The sequence below is a fragment of the Pseudomonas onubensis genome, assembly GCF_965653655.1.
Classification (GTDB): domain Bacteria; phylum Pseudomonadota; class Gammaproteobacteria; order Pseudomonadales; family Pseudomonadaceae; genus Aquipseudomonas.
Genome location: NZ_CBFHAZ010000036.1, coordinates 1 through 21841, shown reverse-complemented (window position 1 = coordinate 21841; position 21841 = coordinate 1). Strand labels below are relative to the sequence as shown.

The 21841-nt window shown below is 59.4% G+C and carries 20 protein-coding genes; 2 read left to right on the top strand and 18 right to left on the bottom strand.

Annotated features, from left to right (window positions below; all coding sequences use genetic code 11):
- The 18 genes from ACTD9P_RS14280 to ACTD9P_RS14195 all read right to left on the bottom strand — a co-directional run bounded on the left by ACTD9P_RS14280 (position 1) and on the right by ACTD9P_RS14195 (position 19050).
- Positions 1 to 804: an ABC transporter ATP-binding protein gene (locus tag ACTD9P_RS14280; RefSeq protein WP_438868157.1), complete on the bottom strand. Its 804-nt coding sequence runs from the start codon at positions 802 to 804 to the stop codon at positions 1 to 3.
- Positions 801 to 1949: an ABC transporter permease gene (locus tag ACTD9P_RS14275; protein ID WP_200430947.1), complete on the bottom strand. Its 1149-nt coding sequence runs from the start codon at positions 1947 to 1949 to the stop codon at positions 801 to 803. The genes ACTD9P_RS14280 and ACTD9P_RS14275 overlap by 4 nt, the downstream gene beginning before the upstream one ends.
- A gap of 54 nt (positions 1950 to 2003) precedes the next feature.
- On the bottom strand, positions 2004 to 3035 hold the full coding sequence (locus ACTD9P_RS14270) for a DUF5924 family protein (RefSeq protein WP_200430946.1): 1032 nt from the start codon (positions 3033 to 3035) through the stop codon (positions 2004 to 2006).
- Positions 3036 to 3105: 70 nt separating this feature from the next.
- Positions 3106 to 4488, bottom strand: a complete 1383-nt coding sequence (locus tag ACTD9P_RS14265; protein ID WP_438868156.1) for a M16 family metallopeptidase — start codon at positions 4486 to 4488, stop codon at positions 3106 to 3108.
- Positions 4489 to 4546: 58 nt separating this feature from the next.
- The gene (locus ACTD9P_RS14260) at positions 4547 to 6205 is read right to left on the bottom strand and encodes a Na/Pi cotransporter family protein (RefSeq protein ID WP_438868155.1); all 1659 of its coding nucleotides are present in this window, start codon (positions 6203 to 6205) and stop codon (positions 4547 to 4549) included.
- Positions 6206 to 6494: 289 nt separating this feature from the next.
- Positions 6495 to 7262, bottom strand: coding sequence for a TerC family protein (locus ACTD9P_RS14255; RefSeq protein WP_017139071.1), 768 nt, complete (start codon positions 7260 to 7262; stop codon positions 6495 to 6497).
- Positions 7263 to 7327: 65 nt separating this feature from the next.
- On the bottom strand, positions 7328 to 8635 hold the full coding sequence (locus tag ACTD9P_RS14250; RefSeq protein WP_138813127.1) for a CitMHS family transporter: 1308 nt from the start codon (positions 8633 to 8635) through the stop codon (positions 7328 to 7330).
- Positions 8636 to 8891: 256 nt separating this feature from the next.
- Positions 8892 to 10853 (bottom strand): DUF7844 domain-containing protein, encoded by a 1962-nt coding sequence (locus ACTD9P_RS14245; RefSeq protein WP_200430942.1) that lies wholly within the window; start codon positions 10851 to 10853, stop codon positions 8892 to 8894.
- Positions 10850 to 11170, bottom strand: coding sequence for a DUF2388 domain-containing protein (locus tag ACTD9P_RS14240; protein WP_060756468.1), 321 nt, complete (start codon positions 11168 to 11170; stop codon positions 10850 to 10852). The genes ACTD9P_RS14245 and ACTD9P_RS14240 overlap by 4 nt, the downstream gene beginning before the upstream one ends.
- 39 nt (positions 11171 to 11209) lie before the next feature.
- On the bottom strand, positions 11210 to 11518 hold the full coding sequence (locus ACTD9P_RS14235; protein ID WP_438868154.1) for a DUF2388 domain-containing protein: 309 nt from the start codon (positions 11516 to 11518) through the stop codon (positions 11210 to 11212).
- A gap of 107 nt (positions 11519 to 11625) precedes the next feature.
- Complete coding sequence (locus ACTD9P_RS14230) at positions 11626 to 11946, bottom strand: DUF2388 domain-containing protein (protein ID WP_017139066.1); 321 nt, start codon at positions 11944 to 11946, stop codon at positions 11626 to 11628.
- 158 nt (positions 11947 to 12104) lie between these two features.
- Complete coding sequence (locus tag ACTD9P_RS14225; RefSeq protein WP_200430939.1) at positions 12105 to 12290, bottom strand: DUF1127 domain-containing protein; 186 nt, start codon at positions 12288 to 12290, stop codon at positions 12105 to 12107.
- A gap of 263 nt (positions 12291 to 12553) precedes the next feature.
- Positions 12554 to 12769 (bottom strand): DUF1127 domain-containing protein, encoded by a 216-nt coding sequence (locus tag ACTD9P_RS14220; protein WP_048721398.1) that lies wholly within the window; start codon positions 12767 to 12769, stop codon positions 12554 to 12556.
- Positions 12770 to 13087: 318 nt separating this feature from the next.
- Positions 13088 to 14581 (bottom strand): succinyl-CoA:acetate CoA-transferase ScpC, encoded by a 1494-nt coding sequence (scpC, locus tag ACTD9P_RS14215; protein WP_065931942.1) that lies wholly within the window; start codon positions 14579 to 14581, stop codon positions 13088 to 13090.
- 223 nt (positions 14582 to 14804) lie between these two features.
- Positions 14805 to 16241: an NAD(P)(+) transhydrogenase (Re/Si-specific) subunit beta gene (locus ACTD9P_RS14210; RefSeq protein ID WP_438868152.1), complete on the bottom strand. Its 1437-nt coding sequence runs from the start codon at positions 16239 to 16241 to the stop codon at positions 14805 to 14807.
- Complete coding sequence (locus ACTD9P_RS14205) at positions 16241 to 16561, bottom strand: NAD(P) transhydrogenase subunit alpha part 2 (protein ID WP_003187417.1); 321 nt, start codon at positions 16559 to 16561, stop codon at positions 16241 to 16243. Before ACTD9P_RS14205 ends, ACTD9P_RS14210 begins: the two co-directional genes overlap by 1 nt.
- A gap of 15 nt (positions 16562 to 16576) precedes the next feature.
- Positions 16577 to 17698 carry a Re/Si-specific NAD(P)(+) transhydrogenase subunit alpha gene (locus ACTD9P_RS14200; protein ID WP_138813121.1) on the bottom strand — a complete coding sequence of 374 codons (1122 nt, stop codon included), beginning with the start codon at positions 17696 to 17698 and terminating at the stop codon, positions 16577 to 16579.
- Between the two features lie 452 nt (positions 17699 to 18150).
- Entirely contained in the window at positions 18151 to 19050 is a 900-nt protein-coding gene (locus ACTD9P_RS14195) for a LysR family transcriptional regulator (RefSeq protein WP_438868151.1), read from the bottom strand.
- A 157-nt stretch (positions 19051 to 19207) separates the two neighbouring features.
- Here ACTD9P_RS14195 and ACTD9P_RS14190 point away from each other — a divergent pair, with 157 nt between their 5' ends.
- On the top strand, positions 19208 to 20389 hold the full coding sequence (locus ACTD9P_RS14190) for an acyl-CoA dehydrogenase (RefSeq protein WP_003187423.1): 1182 nt from the start codon (positions 19208 to 19210) through the stop codon (positions 20387 to 20389).
- 12 nt (positions 20390 to 20401) lie between these two features.
- Positions 20402 to 21622, top strand: coding sequence for a CaiB/BaiF CoA transferase family protein (locus ACTD9P_RS14185; RefSeq protein WP_438868150.1), 1221 nt, complete (start codon positions 20402 to 20404; stop codon positions 21620 to 21622).
- Positions 21623 to 21841: the final 219 nt, after the last annotated feature.

The window sequence follows — 21841 nt, the reverse complement described above, 5'->3', positions numbered from 1 at the left end:
TCATACCTCGTTAAGCGATTGAGCGGCATCCAATGCCGCGCGGCCACGGGGGCCGTGGAAATATTCGTGAATCCAGGCGTCGTCCGTTTTCGAGACAACATCGATGGCATCGGCCACCAGCACTTTCTTCTGCGCCAGCACCGCCACACGGTCGGTGATGGTGTACAGCGTGTCGAGGTCATGGGTGACCAGGAACACGCTCAGGCCCAGCGCATCGCGCAGGGTCAGGATCAGTTGGTCGAATTGCGCCGCACCAATCGGGTCGAGGCCGGCGGTGGGTTCGTCCAGGAACAGAATGTCCGGGTCCAGCGCCAGGGCGCGTGCCAGGGCCGCGCGCTTGATCATGCCGCCGGACAGTGACGCCGGGTATTTATCCGCCGCCGACAAGGGCAGCCCCGCCAGGGCTAGCTTGACTGCCGCCAAGTGCTCGGCGTCGCGACGGCTGAGGCCGGCGTGTTCGATCAACGGCAGGGCGACGTTTTCGGTAACCGTCAGCGAGGAAAACAGCGCGCCCTTCTGGAACAGCACGCCAAAGCGCCGTTCCACCAGCGAGCGTTCATGCTCGGGCAGGTTGGGCAGGTTCTTGCCGAAGACCCGCACCTCACCTTCGCTGGGTCGACGCAGGCCGACGATGCTGCGCAGCAGCACCGACTTGCCGCTGCCGGAGCCGCCGACCACCGCGAGGATCTCGCCTTTGTACAAATCCAGATCGAGGTTCTCGTGCACGCTCTGGCTGCCAAAGCGATTGCACAGGCCGCGCACTTCGATAACCGCCTCAGTGGGCGCACGGTGTAGACGACTCACCAGCCCATCTCCATAAAGAACATCGCCGCGACCGCGTCCAGCACGATCACCACGAAAATAGACTGCACCACGCTGGAGGTGGTGTGGGCGCCGACCGATTCGGCGCTGCCGCTGACCTTGAAGCCTTCAAGGCAGCCAATCGCCGCGATCAGAAAGGCGAAAATCGGCGCTTTCACCATGCCCACCAGAAAGTGCTGCACACCAATGTCCGATTGCAGCAGCGAGAGAAACATCGCCGGCGAAATATCCAGGGCCACGGCACACACCACGCCGCCGCCGACAATCCCCGAGAGCATCGCCAAAAATGTCAGCATCGGCAGCGACACCAGCAATGCCATTACCCGTGGCAGTACCAGCAATTCCATCGGGTCCAGGCCCAGGGTGCGGATCGCGTCGATTTCTTCGTTGGCCTTCATCGAGCCGATTTGTGCGGTAAAGGCACTTGCGGTGCGGCCGGCGATCAGGATGGCCGTAAGCAACACGCCGAATTCACGCAGGAAAGAGAACGCCACCAGGTCCACGGTAAAAATCGTCGCGCCGAAGCTCTTGAGCACGGTGGCGCCGAGGAACGCCACCACGGCGCCCACCAGAAACGTCAGCAGCGCGACGATCGGCGCAGCGTCGAGGCCGGTTTGTTCGATATGCGCGACCATCGGTGTGATGCGCCAGCGCTTGGGACGGAACACGCCACGGGCGAAGGTTTCGAGGATCAGGCCGATAAAGCCCAGCAGTTTCATGCCGTCCTGCCAAACCGTGTCCACAGCTCGGCCGATACGCGCCAGCACTTGGATACCGGCGGCTTCTTCCGGCTCCTTGTCGGGTACGCAGAAATCGTTCAGGGAGCGGTAGACGGTTTTGAGCAGTGCTCGGTCGGCGGTAGACAAGCTGCAATCGGTCTGCTCGGCGGAATGTTCGATGCGCTCGGGGCCCAGCAACTCGACCAGCAGCGAGGCGCCGGCGGTATCCAGGGCGCCGAGGCCATTGAGGTCGATGCGCGCACCGGCGTCGTATTGGCCGTCGAGCTTGTCGCTCAGCTTTTTAAGATTGGCGTAGTGGGCAAGCGTCCAGTCCCCCGTAATCCTGAGTAACGGGGGAGCACTGGAAGTGTCGAGGTGGGCTGCGCCGGCCGTGGTACGAGTGGTCATAAGCTCCGAGCTTGTTTGGCTATCCACAATTGCTACGTAATAGCACGATACGGCCTACTTTGGGTTGTCCGTTTGCGCTGGGTCAGTGACTTTAAAGCGCAGCACACCGATGACTTGCCCGTCTTCCGTCAACACCCGCACCTGCCAGCGTCCGACAGCATCGGCCGGAAAGTTCTGCTTGTGGGTCCAGGCGCGGTAGCCTTCTTTGCGCCCGCCATGGATATCCAGGGCGATGCGGTCGACTTCCTGGCCGTTGAATTTCCACACATGGTAAATCCGCTCATCCAGCCCGCGTGGTGCGTTGATCGCGGTGTAGGCGTACAGCCCGCCGCTGCGCAGTTGCGCGGCGGTGACTTCTTTGAGGTCATCGCCCGGTGTGCGGTCTTGCAGCTGGGTGCTGATCGCCACTTCGGTCATCCATAACGTGGCGGGCGGTACCCAGCTGCGCAGGAACCAACCGGCGCAACCAATGGCGGCCGTGACCCCGAGCAACATCACCCAGCCCTTGATGCTGCGCAGCGGCAAGCTCACTGCCAGGCTCGGGATCGACAACGCCATGGCCACGCCGAGTGCCAACTTGTAACTTTCGGCGGTGGTCAGGTGGAGGATGATCGGCAATGCGGTGAGCAGTGCCGCGAACAAGGTCAGGGTGTGCAGCGCCAGGAACAGCGAGCGTTTGGGGGCCAGCCACTTGTAGTACAGCGGGTCGGTGATCGACACCAGCGCCGCCGCGCCGAGCAGGCCGGTGAACACCGACTGGCCGCTGTTCCAGGCAGTGGTGACAAAAAAGAACGGCAATACGAAGAACAGACTTTCCTGGTGGATCATCTGGGTTGCATAGCGCAGCAGCGGCTCGGGAATTTCGCGCTTGAAGACTTTGGCGAACAGCTGGGTAAAGCTGTTTTCCAGCATCAGCCATAGCCAGCTCACCAGCATGATCACCGCAATCCAACTGGCCATGCCCTGCTGGCGATCCACCAGGATGAAGCTGCCCACACCCGATATGAAACCGCCGAGTGCAATCACCCCGGGATAGCGCTTGATCAGTTCGATAATGCGCTGGATAAGGGGCGGTAGATTTGGCATTGGCGATTCACACTTGGTGTAGGAAAAATCCCAGACAGAATAACGTCTTAGCCCTGTGTTCGGTGCTTCATTACGTGATCCGTTTGCGATAAAGACGCACGCCGATCAACACACTGGCGATCAGCACGAGTACACCGGCACCGATCCAGCTCAGGGCGTCATAGCTCAGCAAGGGTTTTTCGATGCGCCAGTAGCCCGGCTGGTCGAAAACCTGGCGCATGGCCAGGTTTGCCTGTTTTAAGCTCACGGCTTTTATACGTTTGGCCGGGTCGCTGAGATGGCCGTCGGCATAGTCGCCGGCAGCGCTCCAGTAATAGTCGGCCAGCGCGCTGTTGCCCTGCACCGCCCAGGCTTGGCGCGCGATGGCGGCTTGCTGCAAGCGGTTGAAGACGGCCGGGTCGAGGCCGTCCTTGAGCAGTTGCGCCGTGAGGTCCTGCAGCACCTGTTCGGCTTCAGGGAGGTCGTCGCGCTCAAGGTCGGCATTCAGGCTGAGAAAACCGACGCTACCGAGTACTTCGCGTTCGCTCCACGGGCCGTAGGACAAACCGTGCTTGAGACGCAGCTGACGGTACAGCGCCCAGTCGAGGTAGTCCTTGAGCAAGTCGTAGGTTTCATCGTGCTGGTCGTCCAATACCGGTTCAGGGAACAGCCAGTGCAGTTTGGCGCTGTCACCGACCCAGCCGTGGATAAGGTCGCGATGGCTGGCGGCGGTGTGCTGGATCTCCGGCAGTGGCCGGTGCTCAGTGGGTTCGACCGGGTCAAGTTGACCGTAAGTGCGCTCCAGGTACGCCGGAAGCAGTTTGTCGAGGTCGCCGACGATGATCAGCGTCATGTTGTTGGGCGCGTACCAATGTGTGCGCAGGGTTTGCAACTGATCGCGGGTCAGTTGACTGACTTCGGCACGTTCGGCGCATTTGAGCCCCAGTTCGACGGCTAATTGGTTGCTGGCGGTGTGGCCCAGGTCCTGGCGGTCGAGCAAGCGTTGCAGGTGCGAGTAATGGCCGCCGTCTTCGCGTTCGACCACTTGTTTGGCAGCATTGATATTGGCGTCGGTCAGTTCGGTGCGGGTGAGGATCGCCAGCAACAGGTCCAGCACCTTGCGCTGGTTTTGCGCGGGCGCCTCGATCACAAAGGTGGTGTCGGCATTGCTGGTGTAGGCGTTCCATTCGCCGCCGAGGGCTTGCATGCGGTCTTCAAGGTCGCCTTCACCACCGCCGTCGATGCCGCTGAACAATAAATGCTCCAGCAGATGCGGCAGTTCTTTTTCGTCGCAGGGAAAGTCATCCAGGCCTACGCCCACCACCAGGCGGATCGCCACGTGCCCACGCGCGATGCCCGGCTTAAGCAGCAATTGCAGGCCATTGGGCAAGGTGTAGCCTTCGACTTGCAGGCGGTCAAAGGCAAAGGTGTGTGCCGAGCCCATGAGCAGGCAGGCAAATAACAGGCGACGCATAACAAGCTTCCTGGCGGGTGAGGTCCATTGTTAACTGACTTCACGGGCCATCGTACGTTCAGGGCGAATGAGTGATGTCGGCAATATCTTCGGTGGCGAGTGCGCCGGTGTCTGAGGTTTCCAACACGACATAAGCACTGCTGCAAAACAACGAGTTCAGGCGTTTCATGTCGGCAATCAGCTCCAGGTGCAGGGAACTGGTCTCCATGCTCTGTACGATTTTACGCTGCAGACGGCTGACGTGAGCGTGGGCCAGGCGCCGCTCCTGGGCGCGAAAGCGGCGCTTTTCACGCAGCAGTTGGCGGGCGCTTTCGGGGTCGGCACTGAGGAACACCGACAGGCCCAAGCGCAAGTTGGCAATCAATTGGCTGTGCAGGCCGGTGAGTTCTTCCAGGCCGACTTCGGAGAACTGTCGGCGCTGTGAGGTTTTCTGCTGCTGGACTTTGCGTAGCATGCGCTCGATCAGGTCGCCGGCCAGCTTGAGGTTGATCGACAGCTCAATGATCTCGGCCCAGCGGCGGCTGTCCTGTTCACTGAGGTCTTCGCGGGGCATTTGCGCCAGGTACAGCTTGATCGCGCTGTAGAGGGCCTCGACGTCATCGCTGAGGCTGCGCATTTCCTGGGTGATCGCGGTTTGCTTGCCGCGCAGCACTTCGAGCATGGCGGTGAGCATGTTGTCGATCAGGTCGCCCAGGCGCAGGGTTTCGCGGGCCGCGTTGGCCAGCGCCAGGCTTGGGGTGGCGAGCGAGGCCAGGTCCAGGTGCCGGGGTCTGGCTTTGCCGTTGGTTTCCTGTTGCTCCGGTAGCAACCAGGCACACAGGCGCGCCATTGGCCCGATGGTGGGCAACAGGATCAGGCAGCGCGTGGTGTTGTAGAGCACATGGAAGGTGATGACCATGCCTTGGGCGCTGTAGTCCAAACCATCCATCCAGCGTACGAGCGGGTCGAGCACCGGAATAATCAGCAACAGGCCTATCAGCTTGTACAGCAAGCTACCCAGCGCCACTTGGCGGCCGGCGGCGTTTTGCATGTTGGTGCTGAGGAAAGCCAGCACGCCGCTGCCGATGTTGGCGCCGATCACCAGGCCGATGGCCACGTGCAAACCGATCACACCGGCGCCGGCCAGGGTGGCGGTCAGCAGCACGGCGGCCAGGCTGGAGTACGAAATCATTGCAAACAGCGCGCCGACCAAGGCATCCAGCAAAATATCGCCGGTCAGTGAGGCAAAGATGACTTTGACGCCTTGGGCATGGGTAATTGGCCCGGCCGCTTCGACGATCAGTTGCAGCGCCAGAATGATCAGGCCCAGGCCGATACCGACGCGGCCCATCTGCCCTGCCCGCGTCTGTTTGCGCGACAGGAAGAAAATCACCCCAAGAAAAATCAGCAGCGGCGATAGCCAGGACAGGTCGAAGGTCAGCACCCGCGCCATCAATGCAGTACCGACGTCGGCGCCGAGCATGGTCGCCAGCGCCGGCATAAGGCCCATCAAGCCCTGGCCGACAAACGACGTCACCAGCATCGCCGTGGCGTTGCTGCTCTGCACCATGGCCGTCACCAGGATACCGGCGATAAACGCCAGCCAGCGCTTGGACATGTTCTGCCCGATGACTTGGCGCAAGTTGGAACCGTAGACCCGCAAAATGCCGGTACGGACGATGTGCGTGCCCCAGATAAGCAGGGTCACGGCGGAAAGCAGATTGAGCAAGGTCAGCATGCTCGGCCCCCCGTGTGGGTGTGCTCCAGAAAGAGCAAATGAGAATTGCCGCGTGCCGTTCTACGTCTTGTACTTAAGCTGTAGTTGGCGAATGGGCTCTGCGCCAGCATCGCATAGCTAAAGTGGGTTTTGAAACAAAACTGTCATGAAGATCGTTCCCACGCGCTGCGTGGGAATGCATCCCGTGACGCTCTGCGTCGCTTTGAGGGCGGACGCCGAGCGTCCAGAGGCGGCATTCCCACGCGGAGCGTGGGAACGATCAACAACGATCAACAGCAGCGGGTCAGGTTTATTGACCCGGAATGTCCTTGCGCAGTTTCACAGGATCCTGCTGTTTCTTCTTTTTCGCGATGGCGGTGCGCATCTTGATGTTCACCGCTTCTACTGCCAGCGAGAACGCCATGGCGAAGTAGACGTAGCCTTTTGGCACATGCACGTCGAAGGATTCAGCGATCAGCACCGTACCCACCACCAGCAGGAACGACAGCGCCAGCATCTTCAGCGACGGGTGCTTGTCGATGAATTCGCTGATGGTGCCCGCAGCCAGCATCATCACCAGTACGGCTACCACGATCGCAGCGACCATGACCGGCACATGGGACACCATGCCGACAGCCGTGATCACCGAGTCCAGGGAGAACACGATGTCGATGATCGCGATCTGGATGATGGTGTAGATGAACTTGCCACCCTTGCCGCCCGGCTCGTCGTGGGTTTCGTCTTCACCTTCCAGAGCGTGGTACATCTCCTGGGAGCTTTTCCACAGCAGGAACAGGCCACCGAAGAACAGGATCAGGTCGCGACCGGAGATGCCCTGGCCGAAGACCACGAACAGATCGGCGGTGAGTTGCATGACCCAGGTGATGGACAACAGCAACAGGATTCGCGTGACCATGGCCAGGGCCAGGCCGAAGATCCGGGTGCGCGCCTGCATATGCTTGGGCATGCGGCTGACCAGGATCGAAATCATGATGATGTTATCGATGCCCAGGACGATCTCGAGCGCCGTCAGGGTGAAGAAGGCAATCCAGATTTCCGGATTGGTCAGCCATTCCATGTGTATTCCTTTGAGCAAATGTGAAACCGCGCAAGCTGCAGCGCCGCGCGGTCAGGTCGTTACGATTATAGAGTGCTGAACAGCGGAAAAATCCCCATCAGCAAAGCGGCGAACATTATGCACAGGCACACCAGCACTGCCCACTTGAGGGTAAAGCGTTGGTGATCGCCAAATTCGATACCGGCCAGGGCCACCAGCAGGTAAGTCGAAGGTACCAGCGGGCTGAGCAAATGCACGGGTTGGCCAACGATGGATGCACGGGCCATTTCCACGGCGGTGATACCGTAATGGCTGGCCGCTTCGGCGAGCACCGGCAGTACGCCGTAGTAAAACGCATCGTTGGACATGAAGAACGTAAACGGCATGCTCACCAAGGCGGTGATCACCGCCAGATAAGGGCCCAGGGCATCCGGGATAACCGCCAGCAGGCTCTTGGACATGGCGTCGACCATGCCGGTGCCCGACAGGATACCGGTGAAGATACCGGCGGCGAAGATCAAACCCGTCACTGCCAGCACGCTGCCGGCGTGGGCGGCGATGCGGTCTTTCTGCATTTGCAGGCATGGATAGTTGACGATCATCGCGATACTGAACGCAACCATGAACAGCACCGGCAGTGGCAACAGGCCGGCAATCAGGGTGCACATCAGCGCGAAAGTCAGTGCGCCGTTGAACCAGATCAGCTTGGGGCGACGGGCGTCCGGGAATTGCGACACGCTGATCTCGCTGTGATCGATCTCGTCGCCCTGCAGGTGCAGCTCACCCAGGCGGGCACGTTCGCGTTTGCCGTACATGTAGGCAATCACCAGGATCGCAACAACGCCGACAGCCATGGCCGGGATCATCGGTACAAAAATATCCGAAGGGTCTACATGCAGCGCGCTGGCGGCACGGGCAGTCGGGCCGCCCCACGGCGTCATGTTCATCACGCCACCGGCGAGGATGATCAGGCCGGCCATGATCCGCGGGCTCATGCCGATGCGCTGGTACAGCGGCAGCATGGCGGCCACGCAGATCATGTAAGTGGTGGCACCGTCACCGTCCAGGGACACCACCAGCGCCAGCACGGCAGTACCTACCGAAACTTTCAGCGGGTCGCCCTTGACCATCTTGAGGATCTTGCGCACGGCCGGGTCGAACAGGCCGGAGTCGATCATCAGGGCAAAGTAGAGAATGGCGAACATCAGCATCACGCCGGTCGGCGCAAGCTTGGTGATGCCCGCAAGCATCATCGGGCCAATCTCGGGTGCAAAGCCACCGAACAGGGCGAACAGGATCGGCACAATGATCAGGGCAATCAGCGCAGACAGGCGCTTGGTCATGATCAGGTACATGAACGTGATGACCATGGCAAAGCCAAGGAAAGTCAGCATAGGAATACTCCAGGCGTAGCGCGGCTAGGGAATGGCGAACCGGGTTGGGGTCAGCGCAGTACGAAAGGCACGTGGCGTACGGTTGGAGTTGGAGCGAACAGGCGGGTAGGAGCGGACATCAGGAATCACCATTGTTGTTGTTTACAGCCGGTCTGTTGCCGGCAGTGGTGGCGATCCTAGACGGGGAAGCTTTCAGCCAGCTTTCGCTGTGTAAGTCAGATGATGGAAGGTTTGTAGGAATTTTCTTTTAGGAGGTTCAGGGCAGTTCCAAACCGCCCGAGGCTTTGTGCAAGGCCCGCAGGTGCTCGCCCATCTGCTTGAGGTTGGCTTCGCAGGCGGCAATCTCGTCGGCGCGCGCAGGGTCGAGCAGCGCCCTCACCTCTTTATCCAGATCGCCGGTCAAGGACTGCAGCTGTTTCTGGCGCTCGGCACTTTCCGATTCCAGGCGTTTGGCTTCCGAAGGTTGCGGCAAGCCGTAGCCGCCGCTGTCGAGCAATTCCGCCGGGCGGCTGAGGAAGCCGCTGTTGGCGAGGATCTGTTGCAGGGTGTTGTTGGCTTTTTCCATGCCGCCGTTTTTCAGCTCACGGGCATTGAGGTAGCGCTGCTTGACTTCGTCCTGGGCCAGCATCAATTGTTTGCGATAGCTGGCTTGTTCCAGCAGCAGCAGCGCGGCGCTGGTGCGCAGGTCGGCCTGGGTGAACCATTGGCGGCGCTCTGCGGCACTCAGGGACAACCAGTCTTCAACTTGAGTCTGCTTGATCGGCAGGTGTTTGCGCAGCACGTCGAACATTGCCTGGTAGCGCTCGCGGAACGAGTCGAAGTGATAACCCAGGCGCAAGGCTTCGCGTTTGTCATTGAGCACACTGGTATCAGCCAGGCCGCGGGCACTGAGCACTTCGAGCAGGCCGTTGGGGGTGATGTTGTCCAGGCCGGTCAATTGCGGGTTGGCGCTGCCGCTGCGCAGCAGCTTGAGGCTCTCCACCGCGCAGTTGTTGGAGATGAAGAAGTAGTTGCCGTCGTAGCTCCAGTGCATTTCTGCGGCATGTTCGACGGTGTCGTTGATCTCTTGGCGGGTGAGCTTGAGTGGCACCGACGCCAGGCCGCGCAACTCGGTCTTGGTGTATTCGTCGATCACCTGCGCCAGCGGCAGCACAAATAGCCGTGACGGGTACTTGCCCACCAGGCCATCCCAGCTCGAGAGCTGTACGTCACCAACAAATGCGCGGTAGGACAATACCAAGTGCTGGTCCAGGTCCAATCGGCAATCCGGGCCGCGTGGTCGGCCAGGTGCGCAGATCACCAGGCGCAACATGCTGTGGCCCCAGCGGCTCACCAGGTTCTGGTTGGCTTCGGCGAGCAGGTAGTCGATTTCATACACGCGCTCCGGGTCGATCTGGCCCAGCGGCGTTTTGGCGAAGTCGTTGCCTGCGTTCAGGAACGCGTAGGTCTTGGCGCAGGTGTCTTGTTCGGGCGGTGCCCAGCCGAAGTGTTCCTTGTAATAACGAAACAGCGCGGGGCGACGGCAGGCATAGCTCGGGTCGAGGAGGAAATACTCCATGTTGACCGCCACGAACTCCAGCGGGCTGGTGGTTTCGTAGATGTCCGGGCTGCGGGCGACCTGGTGGTTGTGCTGCTCGCGCTCGCCGCGACGGCCCACGTATTGGGGCCAGCCGGCAATGTCCAGCAGGCGCGGGTCGTCACTCAGGGTGAAACGACGGTCGTTCTGGCCACGGCATTGATCGGGCAGGCCGATCAGGCCGGTGATGTTGTTCTGGCGGCTGCAGCGTTGGATCAGGCGGCGCTCGTCTGTGGACCACAGACGCGCACGGTCATAGATGTGGGTGAGTTCATGCAGCACGGTGGCGAGCATTTCGCGGCGCACGGTGCCATGGGGGCGATTGGTCTTCTGGGTAGCGGCGCTGCCGTCGGTAAGGCTGGCGAGCAGGTTGCTGTTGAGGTCAAGTTCGGACACCAGAGAAGCTTGGCCATAGGCGTTTTCAGGCATCTTGTCGGTCCAGCCGACATCAATGCGCCGGTCCAGCTGCTCGATAAAGCGCGGCGGCAGAGCGCGCATCGCTTCGTCGAGCAACGCCTGGCTGGCCTGCTGTTCAGCCGGGCTCAAGCCATCGGTCTTGAGCCGCAGTTGCAGGCTGGCCTGGGCTGCGCCTGCACAGAGCAGCACAGTCCCGGCCAGTAGCCAGGCGAACAGGCGCCTCACAGAGCGAGGATAGCTTCGGCGAGGGTCTGGTCACTGGCGTCGCGGGCTTCCGGTACGCGAGTGCGCAGGGTATCGAAGGCTGCTTCCAATTGTGCGCCGCGGATTTCGCCATTGGAGGCGACGAAGCTGGCAGCGTCATCGTGGGCTTCGCGCACGATTTTGGAGTCGCGGATGGAGGTGGTGGTGTCCGAAGTGAAATCAATGGTGCGCGCCGAGGCACGCACGATGATGTTACTGGTGGCCTTCAGGGTTTGCGCGTGGGCAACATCGGCCAACAACAATAGGCCCAAAGCGGCGGCGATCAGCGGGCTACGCATGGAATAACTCCGAAATACAAAGGTAGAAATATACGATGATTATTGGACGAGAATTGCCTGCGCCAGTTCAAGGTCGCTCACATGAAGTTTTGGCTGGGTTCGGCGCAGGTACTCCAGCGCAGATTCCAGACGAGCTCCCCGCCATTGGCCGTCAGTGGCGATAAAAGCGGCAGCGTCATCCTGGGCGGCCAGTACCAACTTTCTGTCAAAGGGCGCTGACGTCACCTTGCTGGTGGCGTAGGCACTGATGACGGTGCTCTGGGTGGACACATCAAAGGCCGAAGCCAAGGGTGACCAGCAGGCGGAAAACAACACGGAAACAATAAACAGGCGGTATGAAAAAGCCATGGGACTCGACAACTGAAAGCGAGCGTCAAGGCTAGCGCAACGCCCGGGCGAGAGCCAGCGCTGACACATTTGGTAGCGGCTGGCGTGCCCTGGCGTTTACCGGATTATCAGATGGCCAGAATCGCTTGGGCCAGTTGTGCGTCGGTCGCGGTGTTCAGTTGTGGGGCTTGTTGGCGGATCTGGGCCAGGGCGCTTTCCAGTTTCACACCACGAATGGCGCCTTCGCTGGCAACAAAGCTGGCTGCGTCGTCACGGGCGGCTTGCACGACTTTGTTGTCACGCAGGGACGACGTAGCATCGGAGCTGGCATCGGAAGTGGCTTTGAGGGCGCCGACGATCGAGTCGGTGGTCACGATAAGGCTGCTCGCGTTGGCGTTGGCGGCCAGGGCCAACAGGGTGGCAGCACTCAGCAGGCGAAGACGGGACATGGAATAACTCCTGTAGAAGATCAAATAAAGCGGCGCAAAGCGGCCACTGTGAAACGGACATTGTTGCGATTGAGCATCAGACGTCCGTTCTACAAGGTTCGCCACGTGATAACGGGATCTTAAGCTGCCGTTTATCTGTTCGGAAAGCCTCTATCTGCCTAATCACGCCAGAAAGGCTTGGACAGCTCGGCAGTACGGTCGCCCTGGCTGATGCCCGCATCGGCTAATTCACGTGGGTCAAGTTGCGCAAGTTGGCGTCGCTCATGGGCCTGCCGCGCCCATCTGCCCAACGCGCAAGCCATTCGGACGATCAATTGTTTGTACGGCGAAGTTTGTATGTTCATGACGACGGCCTTCCATGAGGTCTTGGAGCACCATCTTGGGCGGCCAGCTTTTACCAATACAGATACACCAATGTTAAATTGTACTGCTTAACTGTAGTGTTATTTAAACTGTACTTGTGTTTAGATCGGGCGTCTGTTTTAGCCGTGCAAAGGTTGAATCCCGCAAACAACAAAGCCCGCCTCCGGTTTCCCGGGGCGGGCTTTGCTTTGTTAAATCAGGTTGCTGGCGGTGGACCCGGCGGGTCAGGGCCAGCGAGCGCCAATTAGCGCCAGAACGGCTTGCTCAGCTCTTCGTAGCGTTGAGCTTCGCTGATACCGGCGTCAGCCAGCAGACGCGAATCCAGACGAGCCAGTTGGTGGCGGCTGGAGATGCGGCGCTGCCACAACATCAGGTTGGCGAGAACGCGCAAAGGCATGGAAGCCTGGGTGTTTACAGCTTTTTCTTCGAAGAACAGATCGGAACTGAGTGTACGTTCCATGATGACATCCTTCCGCTTGTGGCGGGATTAGGTAGTGGTTTAACTGATGCCAATGATCCTCCTCCGGCGCAAGACTCTCTAGATACAGTTCACCTGTATTGTGAGGGGCCAGTTAACTGTTTATAGCGGCTGTACTGTACGGAAATGGGGCAACTGTACCTGTCTGCACTTAATCGGTGCGAAATAGGCGTTTCTGATAGGGTGCGTAGGAGAATTCGGTAGGAAATGACCGGTACAGCAGTACAGTTCTTTCAAAAAGCGCGGCTGCGGTCATCGAGCTGAGCAAACTGTGTTTGCATCAGCTCGGATCTGTATCAATCAAGCCTTGAGCATGTGCCCGGTTTCTTCCAGATTGATGTGCCAACTCAGTGCTTCGCGCAGGATGTGTGGAGTATGCCCACCGATCGCACAGGCAGCGTCGAAGTAACTGTTCAGCGCATCGCGGTAAGCCGGGTGCACGCAATTGTCGATGATCACCCGCGCCCGCTCACGTGGCGCCAGGCCACGCAAGTCAGCGAGGCCAACCTCGGTCACCAGGATATCCACGTCATGCTCGGTATGGTCCACATGGCTGACCATCGGCACCACGCTGGAAATTGCGCCGCCCTTGGCAATCGACTTGGTGACGAAAATCGCCAGGTGCGCGTTGCGTGCGAAGTCTCCGGAGCCGCCAATCCCGTTCATCATCCGCGTACCGCAGACGTGGGTGGAGTTGACGTTGCCGTAGATGTCGAACTCAAGCGCCGTGTTGATCCCGATAATGCCCAGGCGCCGAACCACTTCAGGATGGTTGGAGATTTCCTGTGGGCGCAGCACCAACTTGTCTTTGTAGTGTTCCAGGTTACCGAACACGTCGGCGTTGCGCCGCTCTGACAAGGTGATCGAGCTGCCCGAAGCAAAGCTGAGCTTGCCCGCATCGATCAGGTCGAAGGTCGAGTCCTGCAATACTTCCGAATACATGGTCAGGTCTTCGAACGGCGACTCGATCAAGCCGCACATCACCGCGTTGGCGATGTTGCCGATCCCGGCCTGCAGTGGTCCGAGCTTGTTGGTCATGCGCCCGGCGTCGACTTCCTGCTTGAGGAAGTTGATCAGGTGGTTGGCGATGCCTTGGGTGTCGGCGTCCGGCGGTGTCACGGTTGAGGCGGAGTCGGCCTGATTGGTGATCACGATGGCGACGATCTTCTCCGGCGGAATCGGAATCGCGGTGCTGCCGATGCGGTCGTCGACCTTGACCAATGGGATCGGTGTGCGGGTCGGTCGGTAGGTCGGGATATAGATGTCGTGCAGCCCTTCCAGGTTCGGGTTGTGCGCGAGGTTGATCTCGACAATCACTTGTTTGGCAAAAATTGCGAAGCTGGCCGAGTTGCCCACGGAGGTGGTGGGCACGATATGCCCTTGTTCGGTAATCGCAACGGCTTCGATCACGGCGATGTCCGGCAACTTGAGTTGGTTGTTGCGCAGTTGCTCGACGGTTTCCGACAGGTGCTGGTCGATAAACATCACTTGACCGGCGTTGATCGCCTTGCGCAGGGTGCTGTCGACTTGAAACGGCATGCGGCGCGACAACACACCGGCTTCGGTCAGTTGCTTGTCCAGGTCATTGCCCAGGCTGGCGCCGGTCATCAGGGTGATTTTCAGCGGCGAAGTCTTGGCGCGTTCGGCCAGGGCGTGGGGGACGGCCTTGGCTTCACCGGCACGGGTGAAGCCGCTCATGCCGACGGTCATGCCGTCCTCGATCAGTGCGGCGGCGTCTGCCGCGCTCATGACCTTGTTCAACAACGAAGGCAAGCGGATACGATCACGGTACATGAATTGTTATCTCAGGCTACGGAAGCAAGGTGGGCAGTGTAGTGATTTCAAAAAATTTCGGCCCGCTACCATGGTCGAATGCCAGTCAGCGATTTAGAGCCTTTGGTCGGGTTTCACGTGAGTACAAAGCGGAACGCAGAGCATTCCCACGCAGAGCTTGGGAACGATAAAAAAACCCCAGCCTACGGGAGGCCAGGGTTTCTTGTATTGCGCTGGAGCAGTGTTATTCGACGGCTTTGACCATGTCTTCGATGACCTTCTTGGCATCACCGAAGACCATCATGGTCTTGTCCAGGTAGAACAACTCGTTATCCAGACCGGCGTAGCCGCTGGCCATCGAGCGCTTGTTGACGATGATGGTCTTGGCCTTGAACGCCTCAAGGATCGGCATACCGGCAATCGGCGAGTTCGGGTCGTTCTTGGCGGCCGGGTTGACCACGTCGTTGGCGCCCAACACCAGTACCACGTCGGCCTGGCCGAACTCGGAGTTGATGTCTTCCATCTCGAACACTTGGTCGTAAGGCACTTCCGCTTCGGCCAGCAGCACGTTCATGTGCCCTGGCATGCGGCCCGCTACCGGGTGGATCGCGTACTTTACGGTCACGCCACGGTGAGTCAGCTTCTCGGTGAGCTCTTTAAGCGCGTGTTGCGCCCGAGCGACTGCCAGGCCGTAGCCTGGAACGATGATCACGGTGTCGGCGTTGGTCAGCAGGAAGGTTGCGTCATCAGCCGAACCGGATTTGACTGGGCGTGCTTCTTTGGAGCCAGCCGCTGCGCTGGCATCTGCTGTGTTGCCAAAACCACCGAGCAGCACATTAAAGAAGGAGCGGTTCATCGCCTTGCACATGATGTAAGACAGAATCGCGCCGCTGGAGCCCACCAGGGAGCCGGCGATGATCAACATAGAGTTGTTCAGCGAGAAGCCGATGCCCGCCGCTGCCCAGCCGGAGTAGCTGTTGAGCATCGAGACAACCACTGGCATGTCGGCGCCGCCAATCGGGATGATGATCAGCACGCCCAATACGAATGCCAGAGCCAGCATCAACGCAAACGCAGTGAGGTTGCCGGTGAACATGAACGCCAGGCCCAGGCCCAGGGTGGCCAGGCCGAGCACCAGGTTCAGTTTGTGTTGGCCGCTGAACTGTACCGGTGCGCCTTGGAACAGGCGGAACTTGTATTTGCCCGAGAGCTTGCCGAATGCGATCACCGACCCGGAGAAGGTAATTGCACCAATGGCTGCGCCGAGGAACAGTTCCAGGCGGTTGCCCGCAGGGATCGAGTCGCCCAGGTGTTTGACGATGCCCAAGGATTGCGGTTCGACCACGGCGGCAATCGCGATAAATACCGCCGCCAGGCCGATCATGCTGTGCATGAAGGCAACCAGCTCCGGCATCTTGGTCATTTCTACGCGCTTGGCCATGATCGAACCGGCGGTGCCGCCGATCAGCAGGCCGACGATGACGTAACCGATACCGGCTGTTGCAAGCTCAGCGCCGAGCTTATAGATGAGGCCCACAGTGGTCAGTACCGCCAGCGCCATGCCGAGCATGCCGAACAGGTTGCCACGGCGCGACGTAGTGGGGTGCGACAGGCCTTTGAGGGCCTGGATAAAGCAGATCGACGCGATCAAGTAGAGCGTCGTAACCAAATTCATGCTCATTACTTTGGCGCCTCTTCTTTTACTTTCGGGGCTTTCTTCTTGAACATCTCCAGCATCCTGCGCGTGACCAGGAAGCCGCCGAACACGTTGACTGCCGCCAGGGCCACGGCCAGGGTGCCCATGGTTTTACCCAGGGGTGTCACGGTGAGGGCTGCGGCGAGCATGGCGCCGACGATTACGATCGCAGAGATCGCGTTGGTCACCGCCATCAGCGGCGTATGCAGCGCCGGTGTGACGTTCCAGACCACGTGGTAACCGACATAAATCGCCAGCACAAAGATGATCAGGTTGTAGATACCGGGGGAGATAAGCTCTTCCATCGTCTGAATCCCTGCTTAGGCGTTTTTGCGGATGACTTGGCCGTCGCGGCACATCAGGCACGCGGCGACGATGTCGTCTTCGAGGTTGATTTCAAACTGCCCTTCCTTGGTGAAGACCAGCTTCAGGAAGTCCAGCAGGTTGCGCGCATATAAAGCAGAAGCATCGGCAGCGACCGCACCGGCCAGGTTGGTCGGGCCGCAAATGGTCACGCCGTTTTCCACGACCACCTGGTCAGCGACGGTCAGCGGGCAGTTGCCGCCTTGGGCTGCGGCGAGGTCGATGACCACCGAGCCCGGTTTCATTTGTGCAACGGTTTCGGCACTGAGCAAGGTCGGGGCTTTGCGGCCCGGGATCAGCGCCGTGGTGATGACGATATCCGCTTGTTTGGCGCGTTCATGTACGGCCAGGGCCTGACGCTGCATCCAGCTCGATGGCATCGGCCGTGCGTAACCGCCGACACCGACCGCGCATTCACGCTCTTCGTCGGTTTCGTATGGCACGTCGACGAACTTGGCGCCGAGGGACTCGATCTGCTCTTTTACGGCAGGGCGCACGTCAGACGCTTCGATCACGGCGCCCAGGCGTTTCGCCGTGGCGATGGCCTGCAGGCCAGCAACGCCGGCGCCGAGGATCAACACGCGCGCGGCTTTGACGGTGCCAGCGGCAGTCATCAGCATCGGCATGAAGCGTGGGTAGTGATGGGCTGCCAGCAACACTGCTTTATAGCCGGCGATGTTGGCCTGTGACGACAACACGTCGAGGCTTTGGGCTCGCGAGGTGCGTGGCGCAGCTTCGAGCGCGAAGGCGGTAATGCCTCGCTCTGCCAGCTTGGCGATAGTTTCGTTGCTGAACGGGTTGAGCATGCCCACCAACACGGTGCCGCTTTTGATCAGCGCCAGTTCGCTGTCGCTGGGGGCAACCACCTTGAGAATCAGCTCGGCGCCAAACGCTTCGCTGGCGCTGCCAATGGTTGCGCCTGCCGTTTCATAGGCACTGTCGACGATGCTGGCGGTAATGCCTGCGCCGCTTTGTACAGTGACCTTATGGCCCTGGCCGATCAGCTTCTTGATGGTTTCCGGGGTGGCAGCCACCCGCGTTTCACCGGTCTGGGTTTCGAGAGGAACACCAATGTGCACGTCAAATCTCCTGCATGATCTTTTTGCTTTTGATCTTTTTGTAAAAAGGCCAGTGCACCGTGAGGGGCGCAGCTGGGGCGGCCGATCAGCACGATCCCGCTGAAATGACAGCGGGGCGCGGCATTTTGCAGGCGAACTTTACGGCCTTCAAGGGATTATGACGGGTGACGAAAAATTAACTACAAGTCACCCTGTGACTGATTGTCGCAACAGCACAAAATAACCTCTTTAAATACAGGTGTTTAAAGGGTTATAGACGTTTATGGACGGTTTCCCTATCTTTGGCATGAATGGTCGGGCATTGGCAGGTGATTGTCGCTACAAGCCTTATCAGTCATGGCGTTAAGCTCATTTTGGCCCTGAGAGGTACAGTCTTTCAAAACACGACATATAGTTATATCTGTAGGATCCTAATTTGCCTGACTACAAGGTCAATAAAGTGGCTTTGTCCTTTAAATACTGGGGTTATAGCGCTGTGACTGGTCGATCAGCCAGTCTCTGAACGCGTGCAACGACGCAGATTCGACTTTTCTCTCGGGAATCATCAAGTAGTAAGCCTTTGTGCTGCTCAATGTTTCGGGGCTTGCGATCACCAGATGCCTCTCCTCCAGCTCGCGCTGGATAAGGAAAGGCGGAATCAGCGCGATGCCCATGTCATGCATGGCGGCCTGCGACAACATCGAGAATAGCTCGTAACGGGGGCCTGTCATGTCGCGAGGTATGTTCAGTTGTTGCGCGTTAAACCACTGGCGCCAGGCGTATGGTCGGGTGGTTTGTTGCAGCAGCGGCAGTTGGGCAACCTCTTGCGGGCTGAACTGGGCACGGCTTCCCAGTAAACGCGGGCTGCACACGGGAACGGGGTTTTCGCCCATCAGCCGGTGGGATTCGGTGCCAGACCAATCGGCATCGCCAAAGTAGATGGCAGCGTCGAACTCGGTGTCGGCAAACAGAAAAGGGCGCGTGCGGTTGGTGAGGTTGACCGTGACTTCCGGGTGTTGGTGCTGGAAGTCCTTGAGCCGTGGGATCAGCCATTGGGTGCCGAACGTCGGCACCACTGCCAGCTCGATGACATTCGCGCCCTGCTGCCCCATGACCGACAAGGTATCGCGCTCTACGGCGTCCAGCTGCATGGCAACGCGACGGCTATAAGAAAGCCCAGCCTCCGTCAGCTTGACGCCCCGCCGTGAGCGTCGAAATAGCTCGACACTTAAAAACTCCTCCAGGCTGGCGATCTGTCGACAGATGGCGCCTTGGGTGAGTGAAAGCTCGTGCGCCGCCTTGGTAAAGCTCTCGTGGCGGGCCGCCGCTTCAAAACTGACCAGGGCGGTGGTGCTGGGAATTTTTCTGCGCATGTACGTTGTACTCACTCATAAAGCGCATCTGCGCGCTTTTTGGTCATGACGAAGTGAGAAATTAGCACAACCCTATGCGCAAACCTCGTTTGCCCTCTGCGGCTGCCCGGCCTAGGCTGCATCCACGACTTCTGTTTTCTTCCCCGAGGACTTATTCATGGCTGGCAAGGCAAGCTTCAACTGGATCGATCCACTGTTGCTGGATCAACAGCTCACCGAAGAAGAGCGCATGGTGCGTGACAGCGCTGAGCAATTCGCCCAGGACAAGCTGGCGCCGCGTGTGCTCGAAGCCTTTCGCCATGAAAAGACCGACCCTGCGATTTTTCGCGAGATGGGTGAAACCGGCCTGCTGGGCGCGATGATCCCTGAGCAGTACGGCGGCAGTGGCCTGAACTACGTCAGCTACGGGCTGATTGCCCGTGAGGTGGAGCGTGTCGACTCCGGCTATCGCTCGATGATGAGTGTGCAGTCGTCACTGGTGATGGTGCCGATCAACGAATTTGGCACCGAAGCGCAAAAGCAGAAGTACCTGCCAAAGCTGGCATCGGGCGAGTGGATCGGCTGTTTCGGCCTGACCGAGCCTAACCACGGTTCTGACCCGGGTGCGATGATTACCCGTGCACGTAAGGTCGATGGCGGCTACAGCCTGACCGGCGCCAAAATGTGGATCACCAACAGCCCGATCGCCGATGTGTTTGTGGTGTGGGGTAAGGACGATGCGGGTGATATCCGTGGTTTTGTCCTGGAGAAGGGTTGGAAGGGGCTGAGCGCTCCGGCGATTCATGGCAAGGTCGGCCTGCGGGCTTCGATTACCGGTGAGATCGTCATGGATAACGTGTTTGTGCCCGAGGAGAACATCTTCCCGGACGTGCGCGGCCTGAAGGGGCCTTTCACCTGTCTTAACTCGGCGCGCTATGGCATTTCCTGGGGGGCGCTGGGTGCTGCCGAGTTTTGCTGGCACACCGCTCGCCAATACACCCTGGACCGTCAGCAATTCGGGCGGCCTTTGGCGGCGACCCAACTGATCCAGAAGAAGCTGGCGGACATGCAGACCGAAATCACCCTGGCCTTGCAAGGCTGTCTGCGTTTGGGGCGCATGAAGGATGAAGGGACGGCGGCGGTTGAGATCACGTCGATCATGAAGCGCAACTCGTGTGGCAAGTCCCTGGATATTGCGCGCATGGCGCGGGACATGTTGGGCGGCAACGGTATCTCGGATGAGTTCGGAGTGGCGCGTCACTTAGTCAACCTGGAGGTGGTCAATACCTACGAGGGCACCCATGACGTGCACGCCTTGATTCTTGGGCGCGCGCAGACCGGTCTTCAAGCGTTCTATTAATAGGAGAACGGCATGGGCGCGCTTTCACATCTGCGGGTATTGGATTTGTCACGAGTGCTGGCCGGTCCGTGGTCCGGGCAGATCCTTGCAGACCTTGGGGCTGAGGTGATCAAGGTTGAGCGGCCGGGCAGTGGCGATGATACGCGGGCATGGGGGCCGCCTTTCCTTAAAGACGCCTATGGCGAGAACACCAGTGAGGCGGCGTATTACCTGTCGGCCAACCGTAACAAGGAGTCCGTGACCATCGACTTCACGCGCCCGGAGGGGCAGAAGCTGGTGCGCGACTTGGCGGCCAAGTCCGACATCCTGATCGAGAACTTCAAGGTGGGTGGTCTGGCGGCGTATGGGCTGGACTATGAATCGCTCAAGGAGATCAATCCAGAATTAATCTATTGCTCGATCACCGGCTTTGGCCAGACGGGGCCTTATGCGACGCGTGCAGGCTACGACTTCATGATCCAGGGGCTGGGCGGGCTGATGAGCCTGACCGGTCGGCCTGAGGGTGATGAAGGTGCCGGGCCGGTAAAGGTCGGTGTGGCGTTGACGGATATCCTGACGGGGCTGTATTCGACCGTGGCGATCCTGGCTGCGCTGGCTCATCGGGATCATGACGGCGGTGGGCAGCATATCGACATGGCGTTGCTGGACGTGCAGGTGGCATGCCTGGCCAATCAGGCGATGAACTACCTGACGACGGGTATGGCGCCCAAGCGCCTGGGCAATGCTCACCCCAATATTGTGCCTTATCAGGACTTTCCCACGGCTGATGGCGACTTCATCCTGACGGTGGGTAACGACGGGCAGTTTCGCAAGTTTGCTGAAGTTGCCGGGCAGCCGCAGTGGGCGGATGATCCGCGCTTCGCGACTAATAAGATGCGGGTGGCTAACCGTGCGGATCTGATTCCGCTTATCCGTCAGGCCACAGTATTCAAGACCACGGCTGAATGGGTGTCGCTGCTGGAGCAAGTAGGCGTGCCGTGTGGGCCGATCAATGACCTGGCGCAGGTGTTTGCCGACCCGCAGGTCAAGGCGCGTGGGTTGGCGATGGCATTGCCGCATGCATTGGCGGGGATGGTGCCTCAGGTCGCAAGCCCAATACGGCTGTCCAAGACGCCGGTGGAATATCGTAATGCGCCTCCTCTATTGGGGGAGCATACGGTGCAGGTGTTGCAAGGGGTGTTGGGGTTGGATTCGGCGAATGTGGCTGCGCTGAAGGCGGCGGGTGTTATCTGAGGCTGCTCGTCTATATAGGTAGATTGATCAAGAGGCATTGGTTTGGTTGTTTTTTGATCAAATCTGGCTTATTGATAGAGAAGCTAAATTAAGTGTTGACGGCGTTTTATATCTGTCTATAATTCGCCCCACTTCCGGCGCAGTCGAAACGGAAAACTCCTTGGTAAACAATGAGTTATGAAGTTTTCGGCAGCAGGTTGCTTCAGTTCATCGAAGCCA